Genomic DNA, 21433 nt, shown 5'->3' on the forward strand with positions numbered 1-21433 from the left:
GAAAAGCCCAATACTTCTTATCAAGTATTGGGCTTCATTATAAAAATATATAAGTCAATATAATATTATGAAATAGTAGAGTTCATCTTCTAGTCAATCAAAACATTATTTCTCGAAGTTATAGCGAAGACCGAAGCTTACAGAGATATCTCGATAGCTATGAGAACCGCTACGATAACCTACGCCTCCCCAGAGATTTAACCCTGGTTTTACTTCACCCTCTACGCCGGCTTTGATCTCTCCCACATTTTTCATTCCTCTTAACTCCGCTTTTTCACCATCAAACGAAGTATAGAATGGTTTAGAATTATGGTAGTAATTCACTTCAAGATAAGGATTGATCTTATGACCATTCTCCAGCGTTTTCTCCATAAAGAGACGCACACCTAAACGGGTTTCAAGATTATTTTCACTTCCCGTAATATGCGTACCGCTATGATCGGTCATTCGTTTCATATGCGCGCCCATCCAAGTCAACTGACCTTGTGGCTGGATATAGATATCCTGATCAATCTGCCAGGTATAACCTGTTTCCACTGATCCTATGAATCCACGAATCTTCATCGTTTCATCTTGAAGACCTTCACCAGAAACTTTATTTCTAAAGTTCACATATTGCAGATAGCTATCGAAATAAGCCCCCTCTTTCAATTGATCCCCTAAAGTCACGTAAGCCCCTACACCAAAGCCATTACTACGACCTTTTGCTGAATAGTAATAATCTTGTCTATTCGGTTTACGCTGCTGTTTAGCATCAATACTACTGTGACCATAAGCTGCAAATAAACCAACGGTAATTGGGATATTCTCATCTAACTGATCTTTAATTAAATCTCCCCCAATCATCATTCTAAAGCTATCAACGGTTACCTTATTTCCTTTATTACGATCATAAGCTTTACTAAAATCTCCGCCTACAATCGTCCATAAACGATTGGATGGATCGAGATAGTTACGATCAGATAACTGATGTGCAAAGAGTCGGTTCGCCGTATCTAAGCCTGCAGTATAAACGGCTGTTTCAGGTCGTAATATTGGTCCATCTCCATTGCTTCCAGAGCCGTTACCACCAGATCCATTACCGCCGGAGCCGTTTCCACCAGATCCATTCCCGCCGGAACCATTACTGCCAGATCCGTTACCGCCAGAGCCATTACCGCCAGATCCGTTACCGCCAGATCCATTGCCTCCAGAGCCGTTTCCACCGGAACCATTACCTTCAGAACCGTTACCGCCGGAACCATTACCTTCAGAACCGTTACCGCCGGAGCCGTTTCCGCCGGAACCATTGCCGCCAGTATCATTTACTAACCACCAGTTGCCATCATCTTCTTTCACTAAGAAATAATCGTAAGCACCGCGAACCACTCGACCCTGTTGTTTAAGATCTAATGTATTCACTTTTCCACCAATAGTGACGACTTCTACTTTTTTCGTACCATCAGCCAATTCTGTTAAAGGTTGGCCATGTATATCATTCACTTGTAGCGAGCTATTTCCTTCGGCATTTCCGGTAATGATTAAGCGACCAGCCTCTTTACCATCACTTGCAATACGAATCAAACTTCCATCAACAGCCTTAAAATCTCCAAAAATCGTAAAGTCACCTAAAGGTCCTCCTGTTGTACGGGACATTGTGCTACCTACATTCAATTGTCCTTGTAATAGCACATTACCTTGTACAGCGCCATAACCGCCTAAGAGACCATTATCTGCAACTGTAATAGTACCTTCACCATTACCATAAATCGCATCTTTGATAATGTTCATACGGCCATTTTGGACAGTGGTATTGATACCCACAGAATGACTACCTTCGATAGTTAATTCGTCATCGACTGTTTGACCTACAAAGTTTAATTTCCCAGCAGTTCCTAAAAGCGTCCCCCCTTTCAATGTACTGCTTTGACGAACTGTTAGATCTCCTTCATTAATATTGAGTGTTGAGTCATCACTGATCGCTAAAGTATCCACAATCTGGGATTGACCACTCAAATCAAAATGACCCTTGTTAGAGATGGTTAAATTACCTGATTTACCAAAGACATTATTCATCCCTGCAGTAATTGAAGTTCCATCGATTAAGGTGTTGCCGGTATAACTATTTTCATTCCCTGATAGGATTATTGCTTCACTGCCCTTAAAGATAAATCCACCTTTACCAACAAGTTCTACCCGCAGATCTCGGCTATCTGTTTTCACATTATCTGAATTAGATAAAACAACCACATTCTTATCTTTAAAGGCTTCAAGCTCATCAAGCCCATAATTGAGATGAATTCCCTTATCATCAGTTTTAAGGCCATTAAAACCATAGTAGGCTTTGCCGGCATCATTCTGAATGAGCGCAGTACTTTGAACTACATCGTTCGATTCAATCAATTTCCCATCTTTATCCGCTAAGAAAATCGCTTCAAAATCGGGATTCACCACGCCATTATTGTCTTGAACAATGACGTTACCAGAGATTAAAGTTTCTCCATTTTCACCAAACTGCTGGTCTAAGAATGAGATCTTTTGATCCACATCTTCGAGTTTTAGTGGGTTTTTAGGGATTTTATTAGGATCTACTTTAATGAAGTTTTGATCGCCGATTAAGGTGATATCACCGCTCACTTTAAGATGATTCATCAATCCAGGTTGACTATTATTAGGATCAAGATAGATCGAACCTTTGTCAAAGGTCAGATTGGCAAGTGTTTGATCATCCACATTTAGATCCGCCTCTCCACCTAATAACCCTAAATTCGCATCCGTTAAAACGCCAAATGCAGTTTTATCTAAGAGTAGTGAACCTTTTTTGACATTCATCGTACCGGTGAAGTCTTTACCGTCACCATTCAAAATTTGAATGGTCTCTTTTGCTGTAACATCTATCAAGCCTGATCCCGCCAAAGCATAGTTGATATTATAATTTTCTGTGCCAGATACACTCCAAGTTGAACCTTCATTTAAAGTCAATAACCCCTTAAATTCATTATGCATCCCTGTAACATTGAGTGTATTACCATTGAGCTTAATTTCACCATCGCCGGTAAAGGCATTCTTGAAATCGCCACTTACTGTTGAGTTAGCAAAATTGAGCTTTCCGGCAATATCCACTAATCCGGTTCCAAGATTACGCAGACGATTGACATTAGCTTGAGCCTCTTGCGCAATATTAACAGTGCCGGCATATTCGCTATTATTACCTAAGAGATTAATCTCACCACTATTTAAGTTAAGCGCATGATTGCTATCTTTCCCGGTAAGATTATTGGCAAAGTCGCCACCACCATTGATATCAATGCTATTAGCGCCGAGTAGATTGAGATTCCCTTTACCAAGCGCATCTGCGTTTGCCAATGTTGCGGTTACCTCTTCACCGAGATTGATTGCAGCGGTGAGATCAGCATTATTTGAACTCACCGTAAGTGAACCTTGCTCCACATTGAGCGTTGAACTACTATCGCCCTTGATTGCGCCGTCAATCATATTTTTACCATCCTTCAATGATAAAGTACCACCAGCGAGATCAAGCTTAGAGTCTTTATCAGCCATTAACTGATCCGCTCTCTGCTCAAAGCCGGCAAGATTGAGTATGCCACTTGTGAGCACTAATGCACCCTCACTTCCGAGCGCATTATCAGCACCGAGATTAACGGCACCACTCTCAACTGTGGAAGTACCTTGATAATCATTCTGCTTGCCGGTCACAGTAATTGCTTTATCGCCGGTATAGGTGAAGCCACCATCGCCGGTTAACTTCACAAAGAGTTTCTGTTCATCAGCACCGCTACTATCGATTTTGATTGACTGACCACTATTCGCAGAGAGCGCTTCAAGCCCATAACCTGCGTGAATGCCGATATCATCAGCGACTAATCCCGTATAATCATAGATACCATCGCCGGCAGTTTCCTGCCCTTTGAGCTGAATATGAATATCCTTCACTTCGGTAATCTCATTACCATTCGCATCAATCAGGGTAATCATCTCTTTATCCCCTGAGGTTTCTCCTTTGGCAAAGAGCTCACCGAGATTAGCGATATTTTGTTGATCTAATAATCCTTTATCAGTATCAATTTCGGCATTACCTAAGAGCTCTTTATTGTCGATTTCAACTTTCGTGTCGCCTTGAAGCACAATACCACCGCTTGCAGTGAGGATATTAAACTTCCCATCTTGATCTGTCACTTTTAGGGTGCTGTTATCGAGCTCAAGCGAACCGACAGTAATATCTTGCAGAACAGTTCCTTGACTGCCATTAGAGAAGTGGAGATTCCCTGTCTTAAGCGCATTTTGAGCGCCATTATCTAATTTCAAATTGCCATTTTTCACATAGAGATGACCGCTAAAATCACTCTTATTTTCATTTGTAAATTGGATATTGGCAGGATTTTTAACATCCCCTCTTTCTACCGCAACCGTCATCGAACCATTGCCGGAAAGTTGATAGTTTGCACTATAATCCTCGTGTCGTTTAATGACCCAATTCGCTTTCTCACCGAGAGCTACAAGACCAGTAAAGTACTGATGTGAGCCATTTGCCGCTATCTCACTATCTGTTAAAGTAATTATCCCTTTGCCTTTAAAAACGTTAATCAAATCACCATTTGCACCTTCTTTAAAGGCTAAATCTCCGGCAATCCCGATCACTCCAGTTCCTAAGTTATTCAGTGCATTGACATTTGCTGTCGCTTTTTCAGCAATATTGATAGCGCCGGCATAGTCAATGTTATCCGCCCTTAAGTCGACCGCTTCTTTGCCATCATTCTCATTGATATTGAGCGTATTAGTAGCATCGCCGGTGAGTTTATTGGCAAAGTAACCACCACCATTGAGGTTAATCGTGTTACCACCCTGATTCAGCGCAATAGTGCTTGCCCCTAAACCATCAGCTTTTGCAAGATTCAATTCTACATTTTTACCAAGATCCACACTGCTTTGAAGCTCACTATTGCTTGAATTAACATTCACAGTCCCTTGGTTAATATTGAGCTTAGAATCTTGATGAGTGCCTAATAGTGATCCAGCAATAATCGATGCTTTATCATCTAAGAGCGTTAATGTACCTTTGTTAAGGTTAAGAGTCGAGCCTTCGTTAAGATCGAGCTTGCTGACCTTTTGGGCATATTGATCAAGATCGAGCTTCGCTCCTTTCCCGGCTTCAGTTGTCAGCGTTAACGCTCCTTGCTGACCAAAAATATTGTCACTTTTTGCGGTAATATTCGCGCCCATTATCTGGGTATCACCTTGATAATCATTGGCAAAGCCATCGATTACAATCGCTTTATCCCCTTTAAAGATAAATCCGCCTATACCGGTTAATTTTGCTCGAAGGATATTGAATGTAGTGGTATTCTCATTCGTTGAATTCACTTCAATATTCTTATCTTCAAAAGCATTCAGCACCGCTAAACCGTAATTGAAATGAATGCCATCATCATCGGGACGAAGTCCATTAAAGCCAAACAATGCAGTTCCACTCCCATCTTTTAAGTCTTGGGAACTCATTGGAACATCTTTCGCTTCAATCAAGTTTCCATCTTTATCGGCAAGGAAAATCGCACCATTTTTCTTATCTACTTGACCTTTAACAACTGTTTCACCCGAAATACCATATTGTTGCTCAATAAAGGAGAGCGATTCTAATTTCTCAAGTGCATCTTCGTCGAATTCTTTACGCACAATGGAATCTGCCGAGTCAACTTTTATATAGTTATCTTGCCCAATAAGTGTCACTTTTTCAGAAACAGAGAGGTGATTTAACCGATCCCCATTATTAAACGGGGCAAGATAGAGCGATCCGTTATTAAACGTTAGATTTTCTACCTTTTGCCCATCAAGCATGAGATTCGCCTGCCCACCTTTTAAGCCTAAAGAGGCATTAGTGAGAACATCAAAACCTGTTTGATCGAGTAACAGTTGCCCTTTAGTAACATCAAAGTTTCCTGTAAACGATTTTTCGCCGGCATTTTTAAGCGCAATGATCCCGCCGGCATTCACGATTGCTGTCCCGTTACCGGAAAGTGCATAGTTGATATCGTAAGGATCTTTTTGGGTTACACTCCATGTTGCTGTTTCACCAAGATTCGCAACACCGGTAAAACCTGCATGATCACCTTTAATATTAAGCTCATTATCGGTTAATGTGACAGTTCCTGCACCTTTTAGCATATTATCGAGATCACCATTGACACCCTCATTGAAGTGTAAGGTGCCATCAATCCCTAATAGCGCTTCACCTAAGTTATTGAGATTCGTTACATTCGCTTTAGCATTTTCGGCAATATCGAGCGTTCCAGAATAGGCACTATTATCACCTAATAAGGTCACATCACTATCTGTTCCTTGAATATTGAGCGCAGCACTGCTATCGCCCATTAACTCATTCGCAAAATTACCACTGCCATTGACATTAATAACGCTATTTTCAGCTAAATGGATCTTCCCTTTTCCAAGCGCATCTGCTTTCGCTAGATTAGCAATCACGTGAGAATCTAAATGAACCTTTGAGGCTAGCTCTGCATTACTCGATGTAACATTTAACGCGCCCTTCTCAACGGTGAGAGAAGATTGATCTGTTCCGCTTAAAGCGCCTTCAAAAGTAGAATCTTGCTCACCAGTTAAGGTTAAGTGACCACTATTGAGATTGATTGTCGACTCTTCATTTTGCGTTACACTATCAGCGACTTGGGAAAATGCACCTAAATCGAGACTGCTAATACCGCTAAAGATCAATGCCCCTTTCTTGCCGAGGGCATTATCTGCGCCGAGCGCGACTTGACCCTCGGCAAAAGTGGAATCTCCTAGGTAATCATTATTTTCGCCAGTAACTGTGATCACTTGATCGCCGGTATAGGTAAAGCCCCCTTCGCCGGTAAGCTTCACAAAAAGTTTCTGCTCTTCAGCACCAGCACTATCGATTTTGATCGAGTGATCCTTATTTGCCGAGAGCGCTTTGAGTCCATAACCTGCGTGAATACCGATATCATCAGCGACTAATCCCGTATAATCATAGATGCCATCGCCGGCAGTTTCCTGCCCTTTGAGCTGAATATGAATATCCTTCACTTCGGTAATCTCATTACCATTGGCATCGATCAGGGTAATCGACTCTTTATCCCCTGAGGTTTTCCCTTTGGCAAAGAGTTCACCGAGATTAGCCATATTTTGTTGATCTAATAACCCTTTATCGGTATCAATTTCGGCATTGCCTAAGAGATCTTTATTGTCGATCTCGATTTTTGTCTTTCCTTTAAGGGCAATACCATTCGTTGCGGTGAGAAGATTAAACTTGCCATCGGTTGCAGTGACTTTCAAAGTACTCTTATCAAGCTCAAGCGATCCCACGATTAAGTCATTCTCAACCGTTCCTTTTGTGCCGGCTAATAGATGAACATTCCCCGTTTTAAGTGCATAACCTGCTGTGGTATTGAGCACTAAATTGCCTTGATGAACATTGAAATTACCACTGTAGCTCTGATTCTCATTTTCGTTATTGAGGAGAATATTTTGTTCTGCACCCACATTCATTGTGCCATTGCCTGCAAGGGCATAGTTGATATTGTAATCCCCCGATCGATCGGTCACGGACCAAGTGGCATTCTCAGCGAGATTGAGCAGACCTGTAAATTTATCGTGTTCGCCGGTAACATCGAGTTCATTACCATTGAGCGTAATCTCTCCATCACCTTTAAATTGATTATTAAAATTACCAGAAGCCTCAGAATTAAAAGCAAGATTACCCGCAACCCCGATAATACCGGTTCCTAAGTTATTAAGCGTATTCACATTCGCTTTAGCGTCTTCAGCAATATTGATCGCGCCGGCATAACCACTATTGTCAGCCACAAGATCAACCGCCACTTTGCCATCATTCGCATTGATATTGAGCGTATTAGTGGCATCGCCGGTGAGTTTATTAGCAAATTGACCGCCACCATTGAGGTTAATCGTGTTACTACCCTGATTCAGCGCAATAGTGCTTGCCCCTAAACCATCAGCTTTTGCAAGATTTAATACCACTTTTGTACCCAGATTCAGAGCACTTTGTAATTCACTATTGCTTGAATTAACATCGACAATACCTTGATTAATATTGAGCTTAGACTTTTGAGTTCCTTGAAGTGAACCATCAATTGTTGAAGTTTTTGCATCTAAAAGCGTTAAAGTTCCTTTGTTAAGGTTAAAAGTAGAGCCTGCATCAATATTGAATGCACTCACCTTCTGCTGGTATTGATCAAGATCGAGTTTTGCCGCGGTACCATCATTGGTTCCAAGAGTTAATGCACCCACATGGCCAAAGATATTGTCACTTTTTGCGGTAATATTCGCGCCCATTATCTGGGTATCACCTTGATAATCATTATCAAAACCATCGATTACAATCGCTTTATCCCCTTTAAAGATAAATCCGCCTATACCAGTTAATTTCGCTCGAAGGATATTGGATGTAGTGGTATTCTCATTCGTTGAATTCACTTCAATATTCTTATCTTCAAAAGCATTCAGCACCGCTAAACCGTAATTGAAATGAATGCCATCATCATCGGGACGAAGTCCATTAAAGCCAAACAATGCAGTTCCACTCCCATCTTTTAAGTCTTGGGAACTCATTGGAACATCTTTCGCTTCAATCAAGTTTCCATCTTTATCGGCAAGGAAAATCACACCATTTTTCTTATCTACTTGACCTTTAACAACTGTTTCGCCGGAAAGGCCATATTGTTGTTCAATAAAGGAGAGTGATTTCAATTTCTCAAGTGCATCTTCGTCGAATTCTTTACGCACAATGGAATCTGCCGAGTCAACTTTTATATAGTTATCTTGCCCAATAAGTGTCACTTTTTCAGAAACAGAGAGGTGATTTAACCGATCCCCATTATTAAACGGTGCAAGATAGAGCGATCCGTTATTAAACGTTAGATTTTCTACCTTTTGCCCATCAAGCATCACATTCGCCTGCCCCCCTTTTAAGCCTAAAGAGGCATTAGAGAGTGTGTCAAAACCTGTTTGATCCAGTAATAGCTGTCCTTTAGTAACATCAAAATTCCCTGTGAAAGATTTTTCCCCGGCATTTTTAAGCGCAATGATCCCACCGGCATTCACAGTCGCGGTTCCATTGCCTGCGAGTGCATAGTTAAGATTATAGTCATCTTTTTGTGTCACATTCCAAAGGGCTTTCTCACCAAGATTTGCAACACCGATAAAACCTGCGTGATCACCTTTAATGTTAAGCTCATTATCGGTTAATGTGACGGTTCCTGCGCCTTTTAGCCCATTATTAAGATCACCATTGACACCATTATTAAAGTGTAAGGTACCAGCAACGCCGATCATTCCTGTCCCTAGATTATTCAGCGCCTTAACATTCACTTGCGCTTTATCGGCAATATTGAGTTCACCGGCATACTTACTATTATCCGCAGTCAAGGTTACGGCACCATCTGTACCCTTAATATTGAGTTGGTTGGAATGATCCCCTTGCACACGATTGGCAAAATCCCCGGCACCATTGATTGTAACTTGATTACTACCCGCAAGCTGAATATCGCCTTTCCCTAAACCATCCGCTTTAGCAAGCGTCGCAGTTGCATTAGATCCAAGATTAATATTCGCTTCTAGTGTGCCATTACTCGAATTAACAGTTAAAGCGCCTTGATTGAGGTTTAAACTCGAATCTTTTCCGCCTTGTAATTGCCCATCAATCGTACTCTCTTGATTCGCTGTCAGATTTAATTCACCACTATTGAGGTTGAGTGTTGAGGCTTTATCTACCGAGGTAAAACCAGCACTTTGCGCAAATGTGGCAAGATTAAGATTACTCTTATTCTTTAGTAGCAGAGCCCCTTGTTGCCCTAATGCATTTTTAGCGCCTAAATTGACCAGACCATTATCTAATACAGAATCACCAAGATAATTATTCTCGCTATTGGTCACTGTTATTAATTTGCTACCGGTATAGGTAAAGCCACCATCTCCAGTCAGTTTAACAAAGAGTTTTTGCTCCGTTGCATTGCCACTATTAACCGATACTGATTGACCTTTATTCGCCGAAAGTGTTGTTAAACCGTAGCCAGCGTGAATTCCGGTATCATCAGCCACCAAACGGCTATAATCATAAAAGGCGGTTCCTTTATCTTCTTGCCCAACAATCGCTTTAGAGGTTTTTACAACATCGGTAATCGTATTTCCATCGCTATCCACAAGCGTAAGAGAGTTTTGATCGCCACTCGTTGAACCTAATGCAAAAGTTTCCCCTGTCACCACTTGATTCTGCTGATCAAGCAGAGCGCCACTCGGCTTGATATTATTAATTGCTGAAGTTTTTCCTAATAGCTCTTTATTGGAAATCTCAATCTTGTTATCCCCAGTTAAAGTAATGCCCTTAGTTGCCGTAATGAGATTAAATTCATTATTGCTATCATTCGTTACTGTTAATTTACTATTATCAAGTGTGAGACTCCCTACAGTTACATCATCTAATACTTTTCCACTACTATCATGACTTGTTAAAATTAGATTTGCTTTCCCCAAGACGTTTTGGCTCAATTGATCAAGGCTCAATACACCGCGATTGACAGTAAAGTTCCCAGTGAAATCTTGATTCTCTGTCGTGTTTTTAAAGGTAATTCCTTGCTTCGCACCTCCAGCAGTGATCGCAACATTACCCTTGCCTTGCAGCTGATAACGGAAATCATAGTTAGCAGTTTTGACCAAATTCCAGGTAGAATCTTGAGTTGCGACATTGACAATCCCGTTAAAATCACTATGTTTTCCTGTTACTTTAATGTTATTAGCGCCAACATTAATCAAACCTCCTGAGCTAATCGTATTATGAAATTCATTCACACTACCATCTTGGAAAGTTAGGGTGGAAGTTGGTCGTATCCAGACAGTCCCTTTTTCCCCAAAAGCATTATTAGCGGAGACCGTTGCTGTCATCCCTGCCGTAATATCCGTATCCCCTGTAAATCGGTTTTGTGTCTCTGTAAAGTCATTATTCGCTCGTATAGACAGCTTACCCGCACCGACTAACTGATTGAGGAATTGACCATCTTCCTTGGTATCAAGCACAGATTCAGCGGCTAAATTTAAGGCGATGGAACCATAAGCATCAAGTTTATAAAGCCGGACGATAGATTTGCTACTTCCATTACCGATATTAACAATCCCTTTAAAATCAGGATTTGATGTTTTAGCATTAACGGTGGCATTCGTTACATTATAAATCCCAGTACCATCGCCCATAAGGCGTAAATTATCATTAGATGCGGGATTATCCACATTATCAGAACCGATGTTTAGTACACCCCCATTGGTTAAGTTAATGAATCCTTTCTTGTTTCGATCGATTTCAATGACAGGGGGAAAACCTTGAATAAGGTAGGTATTAGTACTACCAACATTAAAAGTGGCACCATTCGTAATTTCAACGCCACCAGCTATTCCTAGTTTAAGGCTCGGCGCTAAAACGGTACTCCCATTATCCACTTTCACAACAAATTGATGGGTTTTATTCAACTCTGTTGTAGGACCAACATAAAAGCTATCATTCACTTCCAAGATACTTTTATTATCAATCAATGTGTAATAGGTGCTAGAATCGGGCTTTGTTACGCCCGATGGATCTACTCCAGTGTAAAAACGTCCATTGACAATTAGCTTACTATTGTCCATCGTGAAGTTAGTTGAACCTGGTATTCCACCATTATTAACCCACTTTATTTCGTGGTCATCTTTGATCGAAGAGCTAAAATTCAACGTATAAATCTGATCTTTCATCACAAAAGATTCGCTAGTATAGTAAAAAGCTCGTTTTGAAGACGTTCCCTCAGTTTGACCATTATTTAATAGATCTTGAAGACGCTCAGCATAACTGAATGAACCAATACCTGCCCCTAATATCAGTAACAGTGACAATGCTATCTTTGATTTTGACCCATTGAAGTTTATAGGCTCTGTTTCAATATGATGCACCACTGTAGTTGAACCACTATTTTTAACTGTTTTCGCCAACTCAGAAGCAACAACCCACAATTTTGATACTTTATTCCAAACAATTTTAAAAATATTACGATTCATAATGGCCTCGCTGGTCGTTATTCTATATTTATTAAATTAAAATGTAGCTATCGATAAATTTATTAAAATAAATCTTAATAAACAAATGTTTAATTACATATAAGTACAATTTACATACGTAAAATATATTTACAATAGTTAACGTTTTTTTATTATCGAAACAAAATAAAATATCAATAAGCAATATTAATGATCACCTAATATAAAAAATCCCTACATCAGACTGTAGTCACGTAAAATATTCTAATCTCAAGAGTCAATAGATCATTTACCTAGAAGCAGTTATCATAGTGTTATTATTCAAATAGATATTTCTATCCTATACCGAGCTTTTCAGCATGACATTTAGATCTTATTTACAACGCCTTTTTGATATAGGACATCCACAAATGTCCATTTCATCAATACGCCCTATTTCAAAAATCATTGAACGGGCATTGATCTCTTTTACGATCTTATTAATGCTAAGTCTCTCATTAAACCAGCTAAGTATTGCGCAGACTGTAATCCCCAAACTCACTGCCGGCGTGATGGATGAGGTGGGATTATTATCAAGCGTCGAGAAAGATCGAATTGATAGTAAGATTATGCAACTTGAGCGGGAATCAGGCTCGCAAATTGCGGTACTGATTATTCCCTCATTACAAGGCGAGGATCTGACTGATTATGGCGTGAAAGTGATGGAATCTTGGCAATTAGGTCGTAAAGGGATTGATGATGGCCTACTCTTATTAGTCGCGGTCAATGATCGCAAAATGCGTATTGAAACCGGCTATGGCTTAGAAGGAGCCATTCCAGATCTATTGGCAAAGCAGATTATAGATCAATATCTAGTACCCCAATTTAAGATTGGTCAATTTAGTCAGGGTATTGATCAAGCAGTTGATGCCATTATTAGTCAAATCAAAGGAGAAGCGCTTCCCTCTCTTAAAGAGGCCCCCTTTATCCCCGTCACAGATCAAACAGACAATCGATCTACCACAAATCCATCTCATAGCACTTTCTCCCCCTTCGACTCTTTTGGGGGCTATCTACTCTTAATTGGCGGTGGATTTATTCTCTTTATTGGGCTTGCGACCTTTCTCTTTGCACGCCGGCAAACTGCGACTAATAGTATCGGCTGGGAAGAACATCGCCGACAACAAGGCAATAAACTCGCAAAAGGGGAAATTGATCACAATCAAGCGCCCACAACGATGGTACAGAAAGTGCCCTCAAAAATGACAAAATGGGAAGAGAGAGCCAAGAACTTAGAAAAAAGCCTTAATGTTCCGAAAGATCAACCGGCCCCCTTTAAAGTTGCAGCACTGAAAGCGGCAGGTTCCGCATTTGTTGGCGGTATTTTTATAGGACTATTTCTCGAAAATCTTCTACTCGGCATCGGTGCTGGTATGGCGATTTTTATCGGTCAATTCTTCTATCACGCCACCTCTTTTAAGAAATATCGCTGGTTTCAATCGCTCTTTGCCGCACTTCCTTCCTCAATCATCTTAGGTTTCGCTGTGACCTTGATGATGGGATCCCCCATGGGTATCTTAATTGGCATTGGACTTTTGTTAATACAGACGATTGCCTTAACGCTCGGATGGATGAAACGCCCCATTAATATTGCTATCGGTAATGGCAGCATTAATACAAGTAGTGGAGGATCTCGTTCTGGCGGATCAAGTAATCGATCAAGTGGCGGTTCTAGTGGCCGAAGTGGCGGTGGTGGCCGAAGCGGTGGCGGTGGTGCTTCCGGCGATTGGTAATCACTCAAATGTATAGCAAGCAACCATACAAAAAAGCGATAACTTTATGAATCCCAAGTCATCGCTTTTTAATCAATCTGATATGGAAATCTCGCTATGAACTACACCGCTCAATAGCACTTACAAATCAAGCTATTGCCCCTCTTCCGGCAAGCTCACAAAACCGATATTGGCAAGTCCAACTTTACTGAGAATGGTCACAATTTTATTCACCTCTTCGTAAGGCACAGAGGCATCAATATGTAGTTGTACCATTGGTAACTTTTCTCCGGCTTCTAATTTAATGAGTGCAAGCTTATCAAGCGCTTCTTCTTGAGAAACTAATTCATCATTCACAAAGAGTTCTGAGTCCGCATTAATCGCAATTAATACAGGCTTCTCTACCTCTTGTGCCGCCACCGTCTCTTTAAGATCCACCGCTTCTGGTAATTTCAATTTCACAGATTGCGTGACTAGAGGCGCTGTCAAGATAAAAATGACCAAGAGTACCAACATAATATCAATAAGTGGCACCATATTAATTTCAGCCCGGGATTGCTCTCCACCTTCCCGTAAACGACCAAATGACATATTGCCTCCTATTGCTGTGCCGGCGCTGTTTTGGGCGATGTTGTTTGTGCTTCTGCTTTTTGTGGCGCACCATCTAATACTGCTAAAAGTTCAAAAGCAAAGGAATCTAAACGCCCCATCTGTAAACGATTACGACGCACTAACCAGCTATGGGCCATAACCGCAGGAATTGCAACGGCTAGACCTAAACCAGTCATAATCAAAGCTTCACCAACAGGACCTGCGACTTTATCAATCGTACCTGCACCCGTTGAGCCAATCTCAATCAGTGCGTGATAAATACCCCATACAGTACCAAATAAGCCGACAAAAGGCGCAGTCGCCGCTACAGTGGCTAGAATTGCAACCCCATTTTCAATCGTTAATTGAATCTTATCAAGCGTCACTCGCAAAACCGAAGTAAGATACTCTGCTCTCGTGCCATTACTCTGAATATTAGTTAAACCAGACTGATATTTCTGCAATGCAACAAATCCCTCTTTAGCCAATAATTCTGGCGGCGTTGTTGGTTTTTGCGAGACTAATTTCGCAGCCTCGGGTAAGGTTTTTGCCTGCCAAAAAGCGTCTAAAAAACGCTTTCCTTGAATACGATCAACAATACCTTGAAAGAATTTCAAAAAAATTACAAGCCAAGACAAAATCGACATAATAATCAGAATCACAAATAAGGTTTTTGTGACCATATCACCTTGGCTAATAAAGCTGACAAATCCTAAATTTTCTGCAACAGGTTCCATCTTATTCCTTTCTCTTGTTTAGATGATTCTATTTGACCTTGATAACACTTATCACTCAATCGTCTCTTACAACGTTAAGCAAACCTTATTACCCTGTTCTTTATTAAAGCTTCTTTATTAAAGTTTCTTTATTAAAGCTTATTTTAAAACATTCTTTCTTACCCTATTCAGAGCTTGCGTAGTACTCATTGTGTAATGCACTACGATCAATACCCTTTCAATTTACCTTACAATTTAAATTGATAGCTGATAGTGACATTAATCGGTGTCGCAACCCCATTGATTTTAACAGGTTTTAATCGAACCTTCATTGCCGCTTTCTCCGCTGCACTATCTAGCAATTGATGACCTGATGAACGGGCAATTTTTACCGATTGTGGTACACCTTGCGCACTCACTTGAATCAATACTTGTACCGTTCCCTGCATTCTACGTTGTAATGCCGCTCTTGGATATCCCGGCATTGGTTTACTCAATACACTCACATCTGTTTCGCTATACACCGCTTTGGCTTGTTGTGCCGCTCGGTTGCTCTCTGCTCCCGCCTTAGGCTTTGGTTTCGGCTTGGACTCCGTTTTAGGCTTTGGTTTCGGCTGAGGTTTTGGTTTTTCTACCGGTGCTTTAGGCTGAACAACTTTCTGCTCAGAGGGTGCTTCTGTTGCCACCACTTTCTCAACAGGTGCTTCGACGACTGGCTCAGGTTCCTTGATAGGTTCTGGTTCGATGACTGGCTCTACAATGGGCTCAGGTTCCACAATAGGTTCTGGCTCGACAATCGTCTCCTCTACTACAGGTTCTTCTACTATAGCTTCCTCTATTACGGGTTCTTCAATGACAGGCTCTTCGATCGGTTCAATACTCTCTTCTGGCTCAGCTGTGTCCGGAACATCTTCTCCGGCTTCCGCTGAATCTTCGGCATTCCCCTCTACCGCTTCAGAAACACCATTTAACTGAAACTGATGCATCGTTAACATCGATGCATCACCTTCTTGCATCAATGAAACAGGCGTTTGCCCTACCGCTGTTAAGCCGACATAAGCCCCTGCGTGCACTAAACTCACACAGAGTACTGCCACTATAATGGTAAATCCATTGCCTCGTTTCATACTATCCTATTGATATTTAACTATCTGACCGCTTGTAACATTCACTGGTAACATTCATTGATCATTCAATATTTTGTAACACTATACAATTGGCTAAAAGTATAATACTCAAAGAACTTATCTCTACTATCAGAGATAAGTTTTTGATATCCCTAACAATCATTAAAACTCATAATTCATTTTTAACCAAAGGCGACGACCTTCTTCAACTCGCGCATAGCGGTTTTGGAACTCTGTACTCGCTGTCGGTGCTTTAGTCCCTGTTTGTGCCACTGAATAATCCACAAAGTCCTTATCGAAGAGATTATCTACCCCAAAGTTAATGGTCATTTCACGAGACGGCTTGTAACTTGCTCCGATATTCACGAGCGCATAATTACGATAATAGACCTTCTCTTTATTCCAATTAAGATCATCATACTCTTTCGCACGATATTCCCCTTCTACCCAAAGATTCCATTGTGCGGCAACTTTCCAATCCGCTCTCAAGTTCACCATATGTTGTGGCGTCGTACTGAATGGGATTTTTTGCCCTTGGTTATTGGTATATCTGCTGTGAGTATAAGTATAGTTCGCAGATAAGCCTAGATTCTCCAATGCTTGGAATTTAGCCCCTAATTCAAGTCCATATAATTTGGCATCATCCACATTGAAGCGCTTGCTGAAAGTCTCTGAGTTCTTATCATCCCCAGTGATTGAAACACATCCGGCAGATGGATCTAGTCGGCAGTTAGCAACCGTTTGTGATTCGATACGATCTTTAAATTTGGTATAAAAAGCAGTTGCATTAAATCTAAAGTTATCTTGATTATCAAATGAGAAACCAAGTTCCGCAGAGGTTGCAGTTTCAGGTTTAAGATCAGGGTTTCCTAATAGTGGCAAACGTCCTTGGCGACCAAGCCCGATAACACCGGGACTCATTAACTGCACATCAGGCGCTTTAAAAGCGCGGCTCACGCCACCTTTGATTTGCCAATTATCATTAATATTCCACACTAAGTAAGCACGTGGACTGAAGTGGCTACCGAAATCTTCATTCTTGTCATAACGCAGACCTAACGTACCGATAAGATTATCATTGAGCATCCACTCATCTTCTGCAAACAGTGCCCATTGATATTGTTTCTTATCAATATTGGCACCTTCTAAATTATCTTTTAATTTTTGTTGACGGTACTGCATCCCGGCACTAATGAAGTGATCACCAAGGCTAAACATCCATTTATTATCAAACACAATATTGGTATATTTGATATCGCGTTGAGCTCCGGAAAGTGAGGTATATCCTGTCGCAGAATTTTTATCAGCCACTAAAGGATTTAAACGACCTAATGTTTTAGTTTGGTCCCATAATAATCCTGATTCAACTGTCGCAAAATCAAGTTCTGCACGATGTGTTAAGCCGATGCGCTCACGGGTAAAGTGCATATGATCTGCATATCCGCCGCCTGTTTTACCCGGTGCAATTGTACTATTTTGTGTTCCTAATTGATTATCATCATTTTCATAACGCTGCACACCACGGTCATAGCTTAAAACAAATTCTTGGTTTTCTGGGGTAAAGGTTAAACGCGCGCCATAATTAAAGTTCTTACGCTCGCCTAAACCACTAAAGTTCGCAAGTTTCCCTGTATGTACGCCACTTGCAACTTCTGCTTCATTAATGGCATAGGTTCCTTTTGCATTACGTTTAGTTTGGAAGCTTCCCATTAAGGCAAGGCCAATCAGATCATTCTTAATCGGGCCGGCAACATAAAATGATGTAGTATTACCACCGGAGAATTTGCTATCGGTCGGCTCTTCAATAGAGAAAGAGACTTGCCCGCCCCATTTTTCAGGGACTTTCTTCGTAATCACATTGATAACACCACCGAGCGCATCTGAACCATAAAGCGTAGACATTGGCCCACGAACTACTTCAATTCGTTCAATTGCAGAGCTTGGGGGAATAAAACTTGAATCTACATCGCCAAAGCCATTAGGACGCGCCCCCGAGCTATTTTGGCTCAAGCGTTGCCCATCCACTAAAAGTAGAGTGTAGTCATTTCCTAATCCCCGAATACCGATATTGACCCCACCCGATTTACCACCTCGGCTAATATTCACTCCTTCTACATCTTTAAGAACATCGCCAATATTGTTAAAGGGTTTTTCATTAATGGTCTCTTGACCAATGACAGAGATAGAGGCTGGTGCATCTTTTACTTCTTGCGCAAAGCCTGAGGCCGTTACAACTAATGAGCCTAGATCAATACTATTCGTAGTATCTACATTCTCTTCACTACTCACCACTTGAGCGGAAGCGATTGTGAACAATGAGGATGAGGCTACAAGAAAAAGGGCGATATTAAGTTGTTGAGCAAGAGCATTCCGACGCATGAATGAAGATCCTTCCAGATAAAAGTGACTAATCTAATAAAAATAAAGCTTTGCTAAAAAGCAATATGATTCACATCAGCAAGTGTTAATATTTGACTAATAGGAATTATTCCTATTAATAAAGATAAAGTCAATGCCAATGATAACTATTTTCAATTAAGAGCGACTTTTAAAGAATTTGTAAAATAAGTTGGCTTTATTTTTTATCTTTACGAAACTTTGCGATATCATAGCGTTACAAAATAGATCTATTGGAATAGCGATATTACTTTTATTGCGTTTAGCACGCCCTGACTTAACACAACTCTCTTATGCTACGAACGATTACCACTTTCTCTTCGCTCTATCTCGCAACGCTCTTTATGCTCTTTGCGAATGGACTTTTGACGACCTATCTAGCTCTCGATCTTGAAAGTAAAGGTGTCGGTGATGTCATTATCAGTAGCTTAACATCCGCCTATTATGCCGGCTTAGTCATTGGTGCAAAATTTGGCCATCGTCTCATTGCTCGAGTGGGACATATTCGTAGTTATGCGGCTTGCGCCGGTATTACTGCAGCAACTGTGATATTAATGGCTTTAATTGACTATACGGAATTTTGGTTGGCAGCCCGCTTTTTGATGGGCTTAATGATGATGTGTCAATATATGGTCATCGAAAGTTGGCTCAATGATCAGGCGGAACCTAAGCAGCGCGGAATTGTCTTTGGGATCTATATGGCAGCAAGTTCTCTTGGAATTTTATTAGGTCAATTGGCCATCTCACTCATCGATCCAATCGATGTCAGAATGATGATGATTGTCTCGATGTTCTTCTCGCTCTGCCTTGTCCCGCTCTCTGTTACACGCGCTATTCACCCCATTCCACTAAAAGCGGCTCCTTTAAATCTCTTCTACTTTCTCAAAACGCTACCGCAAATTCTCTTAATTGCGTTATTCGGTGGAATGATGGTCGGTTCATTTTATGGTCTTGGTCCTATTTTTGCCACACGATTAGGCTTAGATACGCAAGATGCCGGGATCTATATGACCATCGCTGTCGGTGGCTCACTGATTATTCAGTGGCCTCTCGGGTTACTCTCAGATCGTATGAACCGTCTCTTATTAGTCACGATTGTTGCCCTTATTTTATCCCTATTAGCGATCTTTATTAATCTACCGGCAATCAGTAATCTTTACATTATTATTGCCAGTTTCTTAGCTATTGCATTGCAATTTACCTTTTACCCGCTTGCTGTTGCCATTGCTAACGATAATATTGATGAAGATAAGCGGGTTTCCCTAAGTGCTATTTTACTGATGCTCTTTGGTATTGGCGCAGCAACAGGACCGCTTATCTCTGGTTATTTGATGGAATACTTTGGGGCAAAAGGGCTCTACATTTTCACTCTTGGCGTTGCAGGGGCTACTATTTGGCTTAATCTACTTCGAGCAAGTCGCAAACTACACACGCCGGTGGAAGAATCGCTTCCTCACGTTATTATGGCCGATGCAAATATCTCCCCTATCGCCGCAGCCACTTTAGATCCTCGTATTGACGAAGAAGCTGTGAAAGAGGTGATGAAAAATGAAGAGGCGGAAGAGATTAAAGCCGCCCTTCGAGAAGAGATTGAAGCGGATGAACTTGAAAAGAGCAAATCAAAAATTGAGCGTTATGCGTTAATTCCTTATGGGGAATATAGTTATCAACGCTTCTTGCAACAATATGGTAAACCTGATAATGAACAGGAATCTTAATGCCTCCTATCTGCGGGCGCGGGATTTGTCTGGATTTGCAAACATTCCCTCCCGCCCCAAATCAGCTTTGATTCAATATCAATAGCATCAATAATTATCTACTGTGGTTCTTTGTAGAAATTATCCCGAGCGTGTTTTGCTCTAGCAAAGATGGTTCGTAATACTTCACGATCTTCATCTTCAAGTGCATGGCGTAACATATCGATTTTTTTCTGATATGCCACTAAAACTTCTAAAATTGATTCTCGATTTTGCAAGCAGATATCAGACCAAAGTTCTGGATCTGAAGCTGAGATACGGGTAAAATCTCGGAATCCCCCGGCAGCAAATCGAAATATCTCCGCACGATCATCTAAATTTGCCAAGGTATCAACGGTTGCATAGGCTAAAAGATGAGGAATATGGGAGGTTGCGGCTAATACCTGATCATGATGCTTTACGCCCATCTCTTCTGTTTCAGAACCAGCCGCGACCCACATTTCATGAACAGTCCGCACTGCATCATGGCTATTTTCTAAATGAGGAATCACTAGGGTTCGGCGTTTTTCAAAAAGTGTTGCAAAGGCATTCTCAACCCCATGCTTTTCTGTACCGGCAATGGGATGAGCAGGTACAAAACGCTCAGGAAGATAGCCTAATTCTGCCCGGATACTATCAATTACAGAACCTTTTGTTGATCCTACGTCTGTCAGCACCGCATCAGGTTTTAAGTGTGGCATAATTTCCCGAACAATGGCTCCCATTGCTGTAATGGGGGTTGCAAGAACAATAATATCGGCATTTTCTGCAGCTTTAATGGGATCATTGTAAACTTCATCCGCAACCCCAAGTGCTAAAGCTCGCTCAAGCGCTTCTTCATTACGATCATATGCAATAATCTTGCCAACCGATTGATTCTGTTTAAGCGCTAAGGCTAAAGAACCGCCAATAAGACCAATTCCCATAATTGCAATGCGTTCTTTAAAAAAGGGTTGTGATAATTCTATCTTCATGCCACTCGTTCCTAATTTTCCTACTTGATTAGTTTTACTTTTAGCAATACCTCTAGTCATTAACTAGAGTTTCTAACTTTCATTATTATGTAA

At 41.0% G+C, this 21433-nt stretch carries 8 protein-coding genes; 2 read left to right on the forward strand and 6 right to left on the reverse strand.

Translation table 11 applies throughout. The features are described 5' to 3' along the window. Positions 1–105 precede the first annotated feature (105 nt). Positions 106–12069 carry an autotransporter outer membrane beta-barrel domain-containing protein gene (locus DC083_RS00210; protein ID WP_109188294.1) on the reverse strand — a complete coding sequence of 3988 codons (11964 nt, stop codon included), beginning with the start codon at positions 12067–12069 and terminating at the stop codon, positions 106–108. Positions 12070–12458: 389 nt separating this feature from the next. Here DC083_RS00210 and DC083_RS00215 point away from each other — a divergent pair, with 389 nt between their 5' ends. Then, positions 12459–13820, forward strand: coding sequence for a TPM domain-containing protein (locus DC083_RS00215; RefSeq protein WP_189364497.1), 1362 nt, complete (start codon positions 12459–12461; stop codon positions 13818–13820). Between the two features lie 132 nt (positions 13821–13952). Here DC083_RS00215 and DC083_RS00220 read toward each other — a convergent pair whose 3' ends face one another. From DC083_RS00220 to DC083_RS00235, 4 genes are all read right to left on the reverse strand, one after another. After that, a complete protein-coding gene (locus DC083_RS00220) occupies positions 13953–14390 on the reverse strand; it encodes an ExbD/TolR family protein (RefSeq protein ID WP_109188296.1) in 438 nt (145 codons plus the stop codon). A gap of 8 nt (positions 14391–14398) precedes the next feature. Further along, the gene (locus DC083_RS00225; RefSeq protein WP_109188297.1) at positions 14399–15127 is read right to left on the reverse strand and encodes a MotA/TolQ/ExbB proton channel family protein; all 729 of its coding nucleotides are present in this window, start codon (positions 15125–15127) and stop codon (positions 14399–14401) included. 227 nt (positions 15128–15354) lie between these two features. Then, positions 15355–16233 carry an energy transducer TonB gene (locus DC083_RS00230; RefSeq protein WP_109188298.1) on the reverse strand — a complete coding sequence of 293 codons (879 nt, stop codon included), beginning with the start codon at positions 16231–16233 and terminating at the stop codon, positions 15355–15357. Positions 16234–16395: 162 nt separating this feature from the next. Then, entirely contained in the window at positions 16396–18612 is a 2217-nt protein-coding gene (locus tag DC083_RS00235) for a TonB-dependent receptor domain-containing protein (protein ID WP_109188299.1), read from the reverse strand. Positions 18613–18923: 311 nt separating this feature from the next. Here DC083_RS00235 and DC083_RS00240 point away from each other — a divergent pair, with 311 nt between their 5' ends. After that, entirely contained in the window at positions 18924–20348 is a 1425-nt protein-coding gene (locus DC083_RS00240) for an MFS transporter (protein WP_109188300.1), read from the forward strand. 98 nt (positions 20349–20446) lie between these two features. Here the strand turns inward: DC083_RS00240 and DC083_RS00245 are convergent, their stop codons facing one another. Further along, on the reverse strand, positions 20447–21340 hold the full coding sequence (locus tag DC083_RS00245) for a prephenate dehydrogenase (protein WP_109188725.1): 894 nt from the start codon (positions 21338–21340) through the stop codon (positions 20447–20449). Positions 21341–21433: the final 93 nt, after the last annotated feature.

This window comes from Ignatzschineria ureiclastica (assembly GCF_003121845.1).
Classification (GTDB): domain Bacteria; phylum Pseudomonadota; class Gammaproteobacteria; order Cardiobacteriales; family Wohlfahrtiimonadaceae; genus Ignatzschineria; species Ignatzschineria ureiclastica.